This window comes from Phycobacter sedimenti, from assembly GCF_038148855.1.
Classification (GTDB): Bacteria; Pseudomonadota; Alphaproteobacteria; order Rhodobacterales; family Rhodobacteraceae; genus Phycobacter; species Phycobacter sedimenti.
The window spans coordinates 437,635-451,394 of record NZ_JBBVGR010000001.1; the positions used below are offsets into that span (position 1 = coordinate 437,635).

Genomic DNA, 13,760 nt, shown 5'->3' on the forward strand with positions numbered 1-13,760 from the left:
CCCTCGCATGTATTGGGAGACTGTTCCGTATAAGTGCAAATCAAAGAGCCAAGACCCGGCCGAGTAAGGCCGGTGTGCTTCGCGCCTACTCGGTCAACTGGGTCATCGCCCGGTCATCCCCCCTCACCCGGCAGGCTGACCACGCCGCCGCCCACGCAGGCGCGCACGCCGGTGGTGCCGGGACAGGAGGTCGGCATGCCCCGCGCCACGCGCACCGCCAGATGGGCAAAGGCCTGCGCCTCCAGCATGTCGCCATCAAGGCCCACATCCTCGACCGGTTTCACCGGGCAGTCGAGCGAGACGCGCAACATCTCCATCAGCACCGGGTTGTGACGCCCGCCGCCGGTCACAAGCACCATTTCTGGCGGCGCGGGGCAATGCTCCATCCCCTGCGCCACGGCGGCTGCACACATGGCCGTCAGCGTTGCGGCCGCATCAGCATCGCTGAGTTCGCCCACCAGCGTGACCATTTCGGCAAAATCGTTCCGATCCAGTGATTTGGGCGGCATTTTTGCAAAGAAAGGCTCGGCCAGGAACAGCTCCAGCGCGCCCTCTTCGACCTGCCCCTTGCGGGCAATCTTACCGTCCCTGTCGAACGGCAGACCCAGCCGCGCCTGCAGCAAATCGTTGAGCGGCGCATTGGCCGGACCTGTGTCAAAGGCCAGAAGTGCACCGGGGTCCTCGGGGCGATCAAAGCGCGGATCCACATAAGTGAGGTTGCCCACCCCGCCGAGGTTCAGGAAGCAAAGCGGAGTCGTCGCTCCGATGTATTTGGCGCAGGCAAAGTGAAAAAACGGCGCAAGCGGCGCGCCCTCCCCGCCCAAAGCGACGTCATCCGAGCGGAAATCCCAGACCACCGGCTTTCCCAGAACTTCGGACAAGGCAGCGCCATCGCCCACCTGCAACGTGCCCTGACGGCGCGGCGCGTGAGCCAGCGTCTGGCCGTGAAAGCCGACAATCTCAGCCTCGGGAAAATCCGCCAGCACTTCGGCATGGACGCGATCTGTCAGCGCGGCGGCGGCTTCGACCTCTGGCCCTGACCATTTGCCCAGACCGGCGCGCAGCACCGCGCGCTCCGCCTCCGAATAGGGGCGATAGCGGTTTTCTCCGAAAGCAAAGATCCGCTTTCCGTCCGTCTCGACCAGCGCCGCATCCACCCCGTCGAGCGAGGTGCCACTCATGGCGCCAAGCGCGATCACGCGGCCCGTCTTTGCAATCGCTCGTGTCATCTTATGCCCTTTTGTCTGAACAGCCCTGAACCCGGCCCGGAACGCACAGGATTTCTGCGCAAAAGCAGGTTCCATGTGCCCCTTTTGCGTTTTATACAGCACATCGCAATAGACAAGCCGAGGCATGCCATGACCTATCATCCCAAATCGGATTTCATCACCGTGATGATGGAGCGCGGGTTTCTCGCCGACTGTACGGACTATCAGGGTCTGGACGAGGCGCTGATGACCCCGGGCCAGTCCGGCTATATCGGCTTTGATGCCACCGCGAAATCGCTGCACGTGGGCTCGCTGATCCAGATCATGATGCTGCGCTGGCTGCAAAAGACCGGCCACAAGCCGATCACCCTGATGGGCGGCGGCACCACCAAGGTGGGCGATCCGTCGTTTCGCGCAGATGAGCGCCCGCTGCTGACCCCGGCACAGATCGATGACAATATCGCTGGCATCAAAAAGGTGTTTTCGGCCTATGTTGATTACAACGATGGCCCAAACGGCGCCATGATGATCAACAACGCCGAATGGCTGGACGAGCTGAACTATCTCGAGTTCCTGCGCGACATCGGGCGGCATTTCTCGGTCAACCGGATGCTGTCCTTCGAAAGCGTGAAATCGCGTCTGGACCGCGAGCAGTCGCTTTCGTTCCTCGAGTTCAACTACATGATCCTGCAGGCCTATGACTTCCTCGAGCTGAACCGCCGCTATGGCTGCATCCTGCAGATGGGCGGATCGGACCAGTGGGGCAATATCGTCAACGGGATCGACCTGACACGCCGGGTCTTGGATCATGAGATCTACGGCCTCACCTCGCCGCTGCTGACCACCTCGGATGGCAAGAAGATGGGCAAATCCCAGAACGGCGCGGTCTGGCTGAACCCGGATATGCTTTCTCCTTACGAGTTCTGGCAATTCTGGCGCAACACCACCGATGCCGACGTGGGCCGGTTCCTGAAGCTTTATACCGAGATGCCGGTTGAAGAATGCGACCGTCTGGGCGCGCTGGCCGGATCCGAGATCAACGCCGCCAAGGTGATCCTTGCCAATGAGGTGACCACCCTTCTGCACGGCGCCGACGCGGCTGCCGCTGCCGAGGCCACCGCGCGAGAGGTCTTTGAGAAGGGCGGCATAGGGGAAGACCTGCCGACGCTGACCCTGACCCCGGCGGATCTTCAGGACGGGATCTCTATCGTGCAGCTGATCGTCAAAACGGGCCTTGCGAAATCCGGCAAGGAGGCCAAGCGCCTGATCGCCGAGAATGGCGCCCGGATCGACGATGCGCCGCTGACGGATGCAGGCCTGATGATCGACGCAGGCGCGCTGGCCTCTCCCATCAAGCTGAGCGCGGGCAAGAAGCGCCACGCGCTGGTGCAGTTGGTCGGCTAAAAGGCGCAGAGCCAAAAACCGCTAAAAACCGGGAAAAAGGGGCGTATCGGCCCCTTTTTTCTTTTGCCATGTCGCTGAATCGTGTTGGATCCTTCTCGCTGAGAAAAGTCGGCCAACATGGCCTTTTGCCCCCCTAGGATGACAAATGCCAAAGCAAATCCCGCACCGGTAAATCAGCACCTGTTTCGATCTCTGCTCGATCAACTGCCGCCGCTGAATGCGAACCAGATCGAAGATCTGCTTTCGGGCACCATGGATATCCGTCGGGCACGTGCGTCTTTGTCCGGAATAGAAGGGCAAGCGAGAAAGACAGCGCGTGTGCACACTGCAGAGGCTGCCGACGGCAAAAATCAGGGCAAACCCGAACCGGAGTTCAGCGCTTCCGATGCAGCCGATGTCTAAAAACCTAGACTGGTCTCGCAGGGACCTCACTTTGCGGGATCCATCGCCATGACCTGTTTCTCCAAGTCTTCAGAAATATGTTTTCCGACAGGCCAGGATCCTGCCACAAACTGGCATTCTCGCTCGGCAAAACCAAGCACCCTATCTGACGATGGAGAATGTTGATTTTGGCAGCGGTTGGCCATGGTTCTGACATCGAGTTCGGCGGCACCGTTGAAGTCGATGAACCCCATCAGCGTGAAGGCCGCAAGGGATCACGGGAGTGGCTTTTGCATCGCCCAAATCCATCTCTAAACCCGCGCCCGCCACGCCATCAATGGTATGTCTACAACAGCGGACGCGTGAAGATGAAACGCGGACCGTCTCGTTGGCAGCTGCCGCGTCTCGCGATCACAGACCGTTCTGGACATCGGTTTCTCGAGCGGATCAAGAACAGGAGCAACCTGTCAGCGACGCCGCCTACAGTCCGGTCGTTGCAACGGATGCAGTCCTTTGCACTGACGGTGCAGCGGCATACTCACGCCTCTCGACATAGAACGGAATGGTGCATCATGTCCTGAACAACAAGCCAGGCCAGACGGGCATTCACAAGGCATTTCACATTCAGAATGTGACCTCGCTCCATTCTCGCCAGGATGAATTCAGGCGCCCGTTCAAAGCTCCTGCGTCCAAGTATCTGAAGCTCTATCTTCGCTGGTCCGTGTTGCGGTCAAGGCTAAGCTCAGAGCAAGCCTTCAGAAACGTGCTTGAAGGGATTGAGTAGTCCATTGACCGCAGGTCTCGCTCGAACCAACTTCAATCGAGTTTCAGACTTGGGTGTCCCATGCGCATTGTCCTTGCTTTTTTCTTAACAGTGGCCCTCGTGGCGGGCTGCAATACTGCGCATCAGGCTTCTGTTACTCTGGCAAGCGGCGTGCGGGTGTCTCTGGCGGTCAGCGGAATGTTCAGCCTCCAGAGCGATTGGCACCGAACCCTGATTGTCGAGCATCGTGGTGAGATAATAACACGCGAGCTGTCCGAAGACACTGGCTGGTGGAGAGGATCCAACTTGTATCTTGCCGAAGCAGGCCTCTTTGTTCTGGGTGAAGGACAAGCTGGGTGCATTGCGTTTCGATTGGATCCTGTCCGGTTCGACGACAAGGCCGCAAGGTGCCGCGAAAGACGCCAATTGCTGACCACTGAGGAAGCCTCTGGCAAAGACGACAACACAAGATCTTTTGTCTATCCGGGAATGCGCTATCTGGGCCGCTTCGCTGAAACCTTGGATGATCGTGCGCGTGTCGAGTTCATTTCCGCTGGAGAGGCCCCAGAAGTCAGGTTGCCCGACCCGCTGTAGTCTCCATCAAAGTCCAGGCTGCCAAAGCCGGGCATTCGGATTGCAACATTCCCGCCACATAGTTGGAGATCCAATTCCCTGACCAACAGGAACATTATACCTTTCTGGGTGCCAACACGGTCTGAAGGCATGGCTTTTTCTTTTGCGCGCAGAGGGTTTCCAAACGGAAAGCGTTGTCCTCCCGCCCGTCACGGGCACAGGAATCTGCGCCGTTCCCGTTGGGCCCGGCGCCGCGCTGACGCGCGGCGCGGTTGCGTGCCACGGCCCTGTTTGACGATCATGTTCAATGAAGAGGTACCTGCGCGGCGCAGCCGCGCCACGCCCAAGGCTGCACAAAGGGGGTAAGGCGTCAGCCGTTACCACCTGCCGGCGCGGGAGCGTTCCGCCTTGACCTGAAGGCTCCCTGCGGCCGATCAGAGGAACAGCAGATCCGCCAATGTCAGCAGAATGAACACCGGAATCGACAGGGCGACCGCGATCAGAAAGGCAGCGGCTTTGGTCATGCGCGGGCCAGGGGCGCAGCGCCCCATGACTTTGCTGTTGGCTTGGCTTTGTTTTTTCATGCGCTCATTAACCCTGAATTAGGTTTCCGTTCGGTAAATGATGTCATGTTCGATTTCATCCCGCCCGCCTCGTCGGCCCGCGCCGATGCCCATGGCACCCTGCCCCAATCCGAGGAATTCCTGCGCGCTCTTCGGGCGACGGGACAGGACCCGCTGGTGCTTGAGAGGATGAAGAATACGGTTATCCTGCGGCAGCGGTTTTGGGGACGCGTGGATGTTGCTATGGTCAATCGCGCGCAGTTGGACAATCCGCTGCGTCTGCTGGAGATCCTGCAAGAGGAGGGGCTGCGCCGCACGCCGGTGATCCTTTCTCCTGAAACGCCCACGCCCGAGCTTGCCGACCTCGGCGCGCTGCCACTGGTCAGCCCGGCCCATGTGGCGCGACTCGACCTGTCCGCCAGCCCCGAACGGCGCCGCGCCGCGCTGCATCAGAAATGGCGCAACCGCCTGAGACATGGCGAAACGCAAGGCCTGCGCCTCACCCGTCAGAACATGCCGATCGATCCCAACCACTGGCTGTTCAAGGCCGATCAGGCCCAACAGGCGAAACGCGGCTATCGCAGCTGGCCCCTGCCCCTGACGCTGACCTATGCGCAGGTGAACAAGGGGATGGCCAAGCTGTTCCAGGCCTTTGACGGCAAAGAGCCCGTCGCCGCCATTCTGGTGCTGCGGCACGGGCGCGATGCCACCTATCACATCGCCCATACCAGCGCCCGCGGCAAGGCGCTGTCGGCCCACAACCTGTTGATGTGGGAAGCCATGAGCTGGCTTTCGGCGCAGGGCTGCAAAACCCTCGATCTGGGCGTGATCAACACCGAGGACGCGCCGGGACTGGCCCGTTTCAAACTGGGCACAGGCGCCAAGTTGCAGCGCCTTGGCGGCACCTGGGTCTTCTGGCCGCCAATGGGGCGTCTTCTGGCGCCACTGGCACGGCTCGACCGGCGGATGATGGGCGCATGATGAGCGCATAGGAGCGCTGGACAGCCCCGCTCCCCCATGTTTATTTGAACACATGTTCAGATACCCGGGAGGACCCCTTTCATGAAACTTGATCAGACATGTGCCGTGATCACCGGCGGCGCATCCGGTCTTGGCGAGGCCACGGCCCGCCACTTTGCCGAAAACGGCGCCAAGGTCACCATCCTTGATCGCGACGCCGAGCGCGGCGCCAAGGTCGCTGCCGAAATCGGCGGCTTTTTCGCCGAGACCGATGTGACGGACGAGGAGTCCGTTGCCGCCGCCATCGCCTATGCCGCCGAGCAGATGGGCCGCATCTCCGCCTGTGTGAACTGCGCCGGCATCGCCTATGGGATCAAGACGGTGGGCAAGGAGGGCGCACACCCGCTCGATGCCTACAAGCGCACCATCGACATCAACCTGGTGGGCACCTTCAACGTCGCACGCCTGGCCGCGGTCGAGATCGCCAAGAACGAACCCGAGCCCGATGGCGCGCGCGGCGTGATCATCAACACCGCCTCCATCGCGGCCTTTGACGGGCAGAAGGGCCAGGTCGCCTATTCCGCCTCCAAGGGCGGCGTCGTGGGCATGTGCCTGCCGATGGCGCGGGATCTGGCTTCGACCGGCATTCGTGTGATGACAATCGCGCCGGGCATCTTCATGACCCCGATGCTGGCCGGCCTGCCCGAAGAGGTGCAGCAGCAGCTGGCCGCCGATGTGCCGAACCCAGCCCGCCTGGGCGATCCGGCGGAATACGGTCGCCTGGCCGGGTTCATCGTTGAGATGGGCTACCTCAACGGCGAAGTGATCCGCATCGACGGCGCTCTGCGTATGCGCTGAAAATAAAGCATTAACATGCCGTTAATAGAAAATTCTAAAGGGGCGCTCCGATCGGGCGCCCCTTTTTTGCACCCTCATCCGCCACTGAAATATGAATGAAGTCTTAAAGATATATGTCTGATTTTAATCAATGTTTCGCGCACGAAACAAAACAGATCAGGCACCTTCGGCCTTTTCTTCGAGCTCCAGCCACTCCTCTTCGGCAGCAGCAAGCTTTTCCTGACGTTCCACAAGGGCTTCGGTGGCCTTCTTGAACTTGACCGGCTCACGCGTGAAGAGCTCCGGATCGGCCATCAACTGCTCCAGCTTGGCGATCTCCTGCTCAAGCCGCGCGATCTCGGCTGGCAGCGACTCCAGCCGGTGCTTTTCCTTGAAGCTGAGCCCCTCCTTCGGAGACGCGTCCTGCTTTGGCTTTGGCTTCTGAGTCTTTGGTTTTTCGAGCTTTTCTTCAGTCTCTTTCGGTGCGCGCTGCGACAGGTAATCGCTCCAGCCGCCGGCATAGGCAGTGGCGCGCCCGTCGCCTTCCATCGCAATGGTGGTGGTGGCGACGCGGTCCAGGAAATCCCGGTCGTGGCTCACCAAGAGGACGGTGCCGTCGTAGGAATCCAGAAGCTCCTGCAACAGGTCCAGCGTTTCCACATCCAGATCGTTGGTCGGCTCGTCCAGCACCAGAAGGTTGCTTTGCCGCGCCATCAGACGGGCCAGCAAAAGCCGCGCCTTCTCTCCGCCCGACAGGGACCGCACCGGTGCGCGGACCTGGCGTTCGTCAAAGAGGAATTCCTTCAGATAGCCCACCACATGTTTGGGCTGTCCCCGCACCATGACCTGATCGGCCTTGCCGGAAATTCCCAGCGCCGGGTCGGTGGTGAGGTTCTCCCAAAGGGAGGCATCGGGGTCGAGCTGATCGCGGGTCTGGTCAAAGAAGGCAATCTCTAGGTTCGTGCCAAGGGTCACGCGGCCTTCATCCGGCTGCTCCATCCCCAACAGCATCTTCAGAAGCGTCGTCTTGCCTGCCCCATTGGGGCCGACAAAGGCAATCCGTTCGCCGCGCTGCACCTTCAGCGAAAAGCCGGTAACGATCGCCTTGCCGTCATAGGCTTTGCTCAGCCCCTCGGCCTCGATCACCTTGCGGCCCGATTTGGGGCCTGCGTCCAGCGCCAGTTCCGCAGCCCCCTGGCGTTTGATCTGGGCGGCGCGCTCGGCCTTCAGATCCTGCAGGGCGCGCACCCGGCCCATGTTGCGCTTGCGGCGGGCCGAGATGCCTTCGACTGCCCAGCGGCTTTCGGATTTGATCAAGCGGTTCAGCTTGTGGCGCTGCTGGTCTTCTTCTTCCCAGATCTTGTCGCGCCAGGCCTCAAACGCCTCGAAACCCTTTTCCTGCCGCCGCACCTGCCCCCGGTCGATCCAGAGCGTCGCGCGGGTCAGGGCGCGCAGGAACGCCCGGTCGTGGGAGATCAGCACAAAGGCCGCGCGGGTCGATTTCAGCTCATCCTCAAGCCAGGTGATCGCCTCGATATCAAGGTGGTTGGTCGGCTCATCGAGCAGCATCAGATCCGGCGCCTCGGCCATCAGCTTGGCCAGGGCCGCGCGACGGCGTTCGCCGCCCGATGCGGTTTCCACGGGGCGCGCCGGGTCGAATTTCAGCCCCTCGCCTGCCCGCTCCACCCGGTACATCTCGCCGGGTTCGAGCGCGCTGGCGGCAAAATCGCCCAAGGTTGCAAACCCGGTCATCTGCGGGTCCTGCTCCATGTAGCCGACCGTCTTGCCCGGAGGGACAACGATGCTGCCCTGATCAGGCTCGACCAGCCCCGCCATCACCTTCATCAGGGTGGATTTACCCGAGCCGTTGCGGCCCACAAGCGCCACCCGGTCTCCGGGTTGCACCACAAGATCAAGATCGGCAAAAACAGGCTCCCCGCCAAAGGTGAGCGATATGCCGGACATCTGCAAAAGAGGGATTCGTGCCATGAAGGCCAGCTAAACCGGCCCGTGCGCCCCGTCAACGGCGTGAATGGGAAAATCACCAGGCCCGGCCCTGGGCCGCAGCGCCTCAGGCCGACGCAGCCACGGACCGGAGCAGACGTTTGCGCCCCTCGGGAATGGCCCCGACCTCGACCCCGGTAAAGACATGGAGCGTGTCCAGAGCCTCATCCACAACGGCATGGTCGCTGACCCACCCCCCCATCAAGAGGTAGGTGCGCAAGAGAGGCGGCATGGCACGCATCGCAGCGCGCAGATCGGGCGCCCGAGGCGGCAGATCGGAAAACTCGAACACCTTTGACGCCTTGATCTCTGGCCGCAAGGTCGCAGGCGCAAGGTGGCGGGCCCTGAGCAGGGAGAGACTGTCGAAATAGGGAGCGGGATCCGTGCCCTTGAACGAGCTGCAGCCAAAAAGTAGCCGCACGCCTTGTGCATCCACCATGGCGGTAATTGCCCCCCAGGCGATGCGCAGCACGTCGGGATCTGTCGCAGCGCCCTCATGAATGCAAAAGCGCCCGATCTCTGCGGTGATTCCCTCGAATGCGGCAAGCCCGGCAAGGTCGTAATACTGGGCAGAATAGCTCTGACGCAGCTGTTCGCCCCGCTGCAACACCAGCACCCTGAAGCAACACACCAAATGACCGCTTGCCTGTTCCTCGATCAGGACATGGCGGCACAGATCGTCAAAGGCATCGACATCCAATCCGCCCGTCCCGAAGCATGCCCCCCGCAAGGCCTGCGCAGTGCGAACATCCGTCGATGTTGCCGCAATACGGGCCACAAAGCGCCCTTTGGCCAAAAGCGTTTCACACTGCGTCATCCCCGACCCCTCGCAAAGGACGAAGCGCTCCCGTCATGGAGCGCATGCCCGCTCATAGCATGCGGGCCTGCCCATCCAACCAAACAGATCAAAACCACGCCCGGAAGACAGCGGTGCGATAGATGCGGCCGTGACTGTCCGTCCGTTATTCTTCGAGAAGCGCACCCGGACCAAAGTTGCCGAGGTTGCCGATCAGCTGTCGCAGGAAGGTCTTGTCCTCGATGCTGGAAGAGGTCACACGGCGCTGCAGCGGAATGACCCGGCCATCTTCAAGGCCAAATTTCTGAACGCCATTGACCACGCCGTTCCTGTCAAAGTTCACCGCCACCAGATCCCGCGAGACCGGTTTTGGTTCAGCGGCACCATAATGGCGCATCCGGGTGGAGACATAGTAGTATCCGCTGTCATTCAACACGCCCGAGGAACTGGGCAGCCCCAGGGTTTCGGCCACCGAGTCGCGGGTGTCCACACCCACCACCACTTCGGCCAGCTGCTCGTCCGATGGCACGTAGCCGTGCTTGCGAATGCTTGCCGAGCAGGCGGCCACCGCCCCCAGTGCCACCAGAAGCATCGTATGCCGCAGCACTGTTTTCAGCTGATTTGACCGTGCACCCATGATGCCCCCCGATAGTCTGCGCAATTCGGGCCCCATGGCCCCGGCTTGATTACCCCGCCCATCCCGATTACCTAATGCACGCTTGTGGTTCAAGAAACGAAAGTCCCTCAAATGAATGAGAGCACTGCTTTGCGGGTGGCCGATCTGTCTCAGAACGCCCCGACGCCCTTCGAGATTCGCCCCGAAAGCGCCGCTCTGACGGCACTGGCAGAAGAGCTCGGGCTCAATGCGCTGCGCAAGCTGCGTTTTGCCGGCGAGATCCGCGCCAGCGGCAAAAGGGACTGGGTTCTGGACGGTGTGCTGGGCGCCACTGTGGTGCAGGACTGCGTTGTCACCCTGGAGCCTGTCACAACCCGCATCGATCAGAAGGTCCGGCGCCAGTACCTTGCGGCCTATGAAACCCCCGAAGGCGACGAGGTCGAAATGCCCGAGGATGACGGCAGCGAACCATTGGGAAGCCACATCGACCCATTCGAGGTGATGATCGAGGCCCTGAGCCTTGCGATTCCCGCCTACCCCCGCAAGGACGGGCAGGAGCTGGGCGAAGCGGTGTTCACGGCGCCCGGCGTTGCCCCGATGCGAGATGAGGACACCAAACCCTTTGCCGCGCTCTCTGCCCTCAAGGATCAGCTGAAGGACAAGGGCTGAACACGGCGAGATGCCCAAAATACGAGGCTGCTCATTTTCCTGCTGGCGCTGAGGACGCGCCTCTTCTAAAAAACAGCTTGCGCCGAAAAGGATTCGCAGTATTTTCGCGCGCTCATCGGAATTTTTGGTTGGACATCGGACAGGCTGCGGCCTAAACGCACGTCACACCGATCACGACACGACAATGAAATCGCGCGGCGGGGAAGGCCCCAAGGCGCCAAGCAGACAAAGGTTGAGACATGGCCGTCCAACAGAACAAAGTATCCAAATCGCGCCGCAACAACCGTCGTGCGCACGATGCCCTGGTTGCTGCAAACCCCAACGAATGCTCCAGCTGCGGCGAACTGCGCCGTCCGCATCACGTGTGCCCGTCCTGCGGCCACTACGATGACAAGGAAATCATCGCGTCGAACGACGAAATCGATCTGGACGAGGACGCGGCATAAGCCCCTCTTCCGATTCACGTAACGCCAGGCAGGCATACCAATGACGGGCACACCCGATCGATCTGCAGGACAAACTGGCCGAATCGTGATTTCTGTCGATGCTATGGGCGGAGATGCCGGCCCCGCTGCAGTGGTGGCCGGTATCGAGAAATCCGCCGAGAAGAACGAGCGTATCTCTTTTCTTCTGCATGGCCCCGAAGACGAGCTGGCACCCCTGGTTGCCAAACGGCGCATCCTGAAGGATCGCGTCGTTATTCGTCATGCGGACAAGGTCGTGACAATGCACGACAAGCCGAGCCAGGTGATGCGCAACGGCAAGGGCACCTCCATGTGGTCCGCCCTTGATGCGGTCAAGAACGGCGAGGCGGCCGGCGTGGTCTCCTGCGGCAACACCGGTGCCCTGATGGCGCTCAGCATGCTGCGCCTGCGCAAGATCCCCGGCGTGAACCGCCCGGCGATCGCGATTCTCTGGCCCTCACGCAATCCGCAGGGCTTCAACGTCATGCTGGATGTCGGCGCCGATGTACGCGCGGATGCCCAGGATCTTCTGCAATATGCGCTGATGGGCACCTCCTATACGCGCAACTCGATGGACATCGCCCGCCCTCGCATCGGCCTGCTCAACGTGGGCACCGAAGAACACAAAGGGCGCGCCGAGCTGAAAGAGGCCTATGCCCTGATCGCCGAGAATGCCTCTGCAGCCGACTACGATTTCGTCGGCTTCGTGGAAGGCAGCGATATTCCCGGCAACGTGGCCGATGTGATCGTGACCGACGGCTTTACCGGGAATGTGGCAATCAAGACAGGTGAAGGCACCGCCAGCCTGCTCCGCACGGCAGTGAAAGAGGCGTTTGAATACTCCTTCCTGTCGAAACTGGCCGCTGTACTGGCCTATTCATCACTGTCGCGACTGGCCAAGAGACTCGATCCGCGCCGCGCAAATGGCGGGGTCTTCCTGGGCCTCAACGGCACGGTGGTGAAATCGCATGGTGGCGCCGATGCCACCGGGGTATCCGCTGCCGTGAAGCTGGCCTTCCACCTCGCTGAGCAGGGCTTTGCCGACAAACTGGCCGCACGGGTTGCATCCGCCGTCGAGCTTACCCAAGATGCCGCCACGGCAGGCGATCCACGCCCTCCCACAGAATAACACCCACAAAGGCAGGCAAAGAATGACGCGACGTGCAGTAGTAGTTGGCACAGGACACTATCTTCCCGAACGGGTGGTGGAAAACGCGGAATTCGAAAAGACGCTGGATACTTCAGACGAATGGATTCGGGCGCGCTCGGGAATCGAGCGGCGTCACTTCGCGGCGGATGGCGAGACCACCTCTTCGATGGCCACCGCAGCGGCTGAGGCCGCCCTAAAGGATGCAGGGCTCACGGCCGATGACATCGACGCCATTGTTTTGGCGACCTCGACCGCCGATCTGACCTTCCCCTCTGCCGCGACCATGGTGCAGGCGCAACTGGGCATGACCCGCGGATTTGCCTTTGACGTGCAGGCCGTCTGTGCCGGGTTTGTCTACGCCCTCTGTAACGCCAACGCGCTGATCGCATCAGGCCAGGCCGACCGGGTGCTGGTGATCGGCGCAGAAACATTCTCACGCATCATGGACTGGACCGATCGCTCCACCTGCGTTTTGTTCGGAGACGGCGCCGGCGCGCTGATCCTTGAGGCGCAAACCGGCAAGGGCTCCAATGAGGACCGTGGCATCCTGTCGACCGACCTCAACTCGGACGGGCGCTACAAAGACTTGCTCTATGTGGATGGCGGGGTATCGACGCAATCGACCGGCCATTTGCGGATGCAGGGCAATCAGGTCTTCAGGCACGCCGTGGAAAAACTCGCCCAGACAGCAACAACCGCGCTGGGACGGGCAGGTCTTGATGCTGGGGACGTGGATTGGATCGTGCCACACCAGGCCAATATCCGCATCATCCAGGGCACGGCCAAGAAGATGGGCCTGAGCATGGACAACGTCGTTGTTACCGTTCAGGACCATGGAAATACCTCTGCCGCCTCGATCCCGCTGGCCCTGTCGGTTGGCAAGGAACGCGGTCAGATCAAGCCCGGCGACCTCATCGTGACCGAGGCAATTGGCGGCGGTTTGGCCTGGGGCGCGGTTGTGCTGCGCTGGTAGCACGGGCAGCAGCAATCTGGCGCCGCGCAATTCATTGATATTGACAGTGAAATTCACCACACCCTATGCTTGAGCAAACAACGGGGATTGGTATGAGTGAAAAAACTCTGACGCGAATGGACCTGAGCGAGGCCGTTTTCCGCGAGGTCGGCCTCTCACGCAACGAAAGCGCGCAGCTGGTCGAGAGCATGCTGCAGCATATGTCCGACGCTCTGGTGCGGGGGGAGCAGGTGAAAATCTCTTCTTTCGGGACCTTTAGCGTGCGGGACAAAACGGCGCGTGTGGGCCGCAATCCCAAGACCGGAGAAGAGGTGCCGATTCAGCCGCGCCGCGTGCTGACCTTTCGGCCCTCCCACCTGATGAAAGACCGCGTCGCCGACGGCAACCGCAGCTAACTCG

General features: G+C 61.2%; 16 protein-coding genes. 10 read left to right on the forward strand and 6 right to left on the reverse strand.

Annotation, left to right across the window (positions count from 1 at the left end):
• Positions 1–113 precede the first annotated feature (113 nt).
• Positions 114–1,229, reverse strand: coding sequence for an anhydro-N-acetylmuramic acid kinase (locus AADA15_RS02025; RefSeq protein ID WP_341639874.1), 1,116 nt, complete (start codon positions 1,227–1,229; stop codon positions 114–116).
• Between the two features lie 129 nt (positions 1,230–1,358).
• On the opposite strand from AADA15_RS02025, the gene tyrS reads away from it, so the two are divergent.
• On the forward strand, positions 1,359–2,612 hold the full coding sequence (tyrS, locus tag AADA15_RS02030; RefSeq protein WP_341639875.1) for a tyrosine--tRNA ligase: 1,254 nt from the start codon (positions 1,359–1,361) through the stop codon (positions 2,610–2,612).
• A gap of 138 nt (positions 2,613–2,750) precedes the next feature.
• A complete protein-coding gene (locus tag AADA15_RS02035; protein WP_341639876.1) occupies positions 2,751–3,014 on the forward strand; it encodes a hypothetical protein in 264 nt (87 codons plus the stop codon).
• Positions 3,015–3,040: 26 nt separating this feature from the next.
• Here AADA15_RS02035 and AADA15_RS02040 read toward each other — a convergent pair whose 3' ends face one another.
• On the reverse strand, positions 3,041–3,247 hold the full coding sequence (locus tag AADA15_RS02040; protein WP_341639877.1) for a hypothetical protein: 207 nt from the start codon (positions 3,245–3,247) through the stop codon (positions 3,041–3,043).
• Positions 3,248–3,837: 590 nt separating this feature from the next.
• Here AADA15_RS02040 and AADA15_RS02045 point away from each other — a divergent pair.
• Positions 3,838–4,350, forward strand: a complete 513-nt coding sequence (locus AADA15_RS02045; protein ID WP_341639878.1) for a hypothetical protein — start codon at positions 3,838–3,840, stop codon at positions 4,348–4,350.
• Between the two features lie 413 nt (positions 4,351–4,763).
• Here the strand turns inward: AADA15_RS02045 and AADA15_RS02050 are convergent, their stop codons facing one another.
• Positions 4,764–4,913: a hypothetical protein gene (locus AADA15_RS02050; RefSeq protein ID WP_341639879.1), complete on the reverse strand. Its 150-nt coding sequence runs from the start codon at positions 4,911–4,913 to the stop codon at positions 4,764–4,766.
• Positions 4,914–4,958: 45 nt separating this feature from the next.
• Between AADA15_RS02050 and AADA15_RS02055 the strand changes: the two genes are divergently transcribed.
• Both AADA15_RS02055 and AADA15_RS02060 read left to right on the forward strand, forming a co-directional pair.
• Positions 4,959–5,873 (forward strand): GNAT family N-acetyltransferase, encoded by a 915-nt coding sequence (locus tag AADA15_RS02055; RefSeq protein WP_341639880.1) that lies wholly within the window; start codon positions 4,959–4,961, stop codon positions 5,871–5,873.
• Positions 5,874–5,954: 81 nt separating this feature from the next.
• A complete protein-coding gene (locus tag AADA15_RS02060; protein WP_341639881.1) occupies positions 5,955–6,710 on the forward strand; it encodes an SDR family NAD(P)-dependent oxidoreductase in 756 nt (251 codons plus the stop codon).
• Between the two features lie 156 nt (positions 6,711–6,866).
• Here AADA15_RS02060 and AADA15_RS02065 read toward each other — a convergent pair whose 3' ends face one another.
• The 3 genes from AADA15_RS02065 to AADA15_RS02075 form a co-directional block, all read right to left on the reverse strand.
• On the reverse strand, positions 6,867–8,678 hold the full coding sequence (locus AADA15_RS02065) for an ABC-F family ATP-binding cassette domain-containing protein (protein ID WP_341639882.1): 1,812 nt from the start codon (positions 8,676–8,678) through the stop codon (positions 6,867–6,869).
• A gap of 82 nt (positions 8,679–8,760) precedes the next feature.
• A complete protein-coding gene (locus tag AADA15_RS02070; RefSeq protein ID WP_341639883.1) occupies positions 8,761–9,510 on the reverse strand; it encodes a GNAT family N-acetyltransferase in 750 nt (249 codons plus the stop codon).
• A gap of 145 nt (positions 9,511–9,655) precedes the next feature.
• The gene (locus AADA15_RS02075) at positions 9,656–10,126 is read right to left on the reverse strand and encodes an outer membrane protein assembly factor BamE (RefSeq protein WP_341639884.1); all 471 of its coding nucleotides are present in this window, start codon (positions 10,124–10,126) and stop codon (positions 9,656–9,658) included.
• A 111-nt stretch (positions 10,127–10,237) separates the two neighbouring features.
• Between AADA15_RS02075 and AADA15_RS02080 the strand changes: the two genes are divergently transcribed.
• From AADA15_RS02080 to ihfA, 5 genes are all read left to right on the forward strand, one after another.
• A complete protein-coding gene (locus AADA15_RS02080; RefSeq protein WP_341639885.1) occupies positions 10,238–10,774 on the forward strand; it encodes a YceD family protein in 537 nt (178 codons plus the stop codon).
• Positions 10,775–11,013: 239 nt separating this feature from the next.
• The gene (gene rpmF / locus AADA15_RS02085; protein ID WP_341639886.1) at positions 11,014–11,220 is read left to right on the forward strand and encodes a 50S ribosomal protein L32; all 207 of its coding nucleotides are present in this window, start codon (positions 11,014–11,016) and stop codon (positions 11,218–11,220) included.
• A gap of 40 nt (positions 11,221–11,260) precedes the next feature.
• Positions 11,261–12,367: a phosphate acyltransferase PlsX gene (gene plsX, locus AADA15_RS02090; RefSeq protein ID WP_341639887.1), complete on the forward strand. Its 1,107-nt coding sequence runs from the start codon at positions 11,261–11,263 to the stop codon at positions 12,365–12,367.
• Between the two features lie 22 nt (positions 12,368–12,389).
• Positions 12,390–13,361 carry a beta-ketoacyl-ACP synthase III gene (locus AADA15_RS02095; protein ID WP_341639888.1) on the forward strand — a complete coding sequence of 324 codons (972 nt, stop codon included), beginning with the start codon at positions 12,390–12,392 and terminating at the stop codon, positions 13,359–13,361.
• Positions 13,362–13,453: 92 nt separating this feature from the next.
• Positions 13,454–13,756, forward strand: coding sequence for an integration host factor subunit alpha (ihfA, locus tag AADA15_RS02100; protein WP_065273243.1), 303 nt, complete (start codon positions 13,454–13,456; stop codon positions 13,754–13,756).
• The last annotated feature ends 4 nt before the right edge of the window (positions 13,757–13,760 follow it).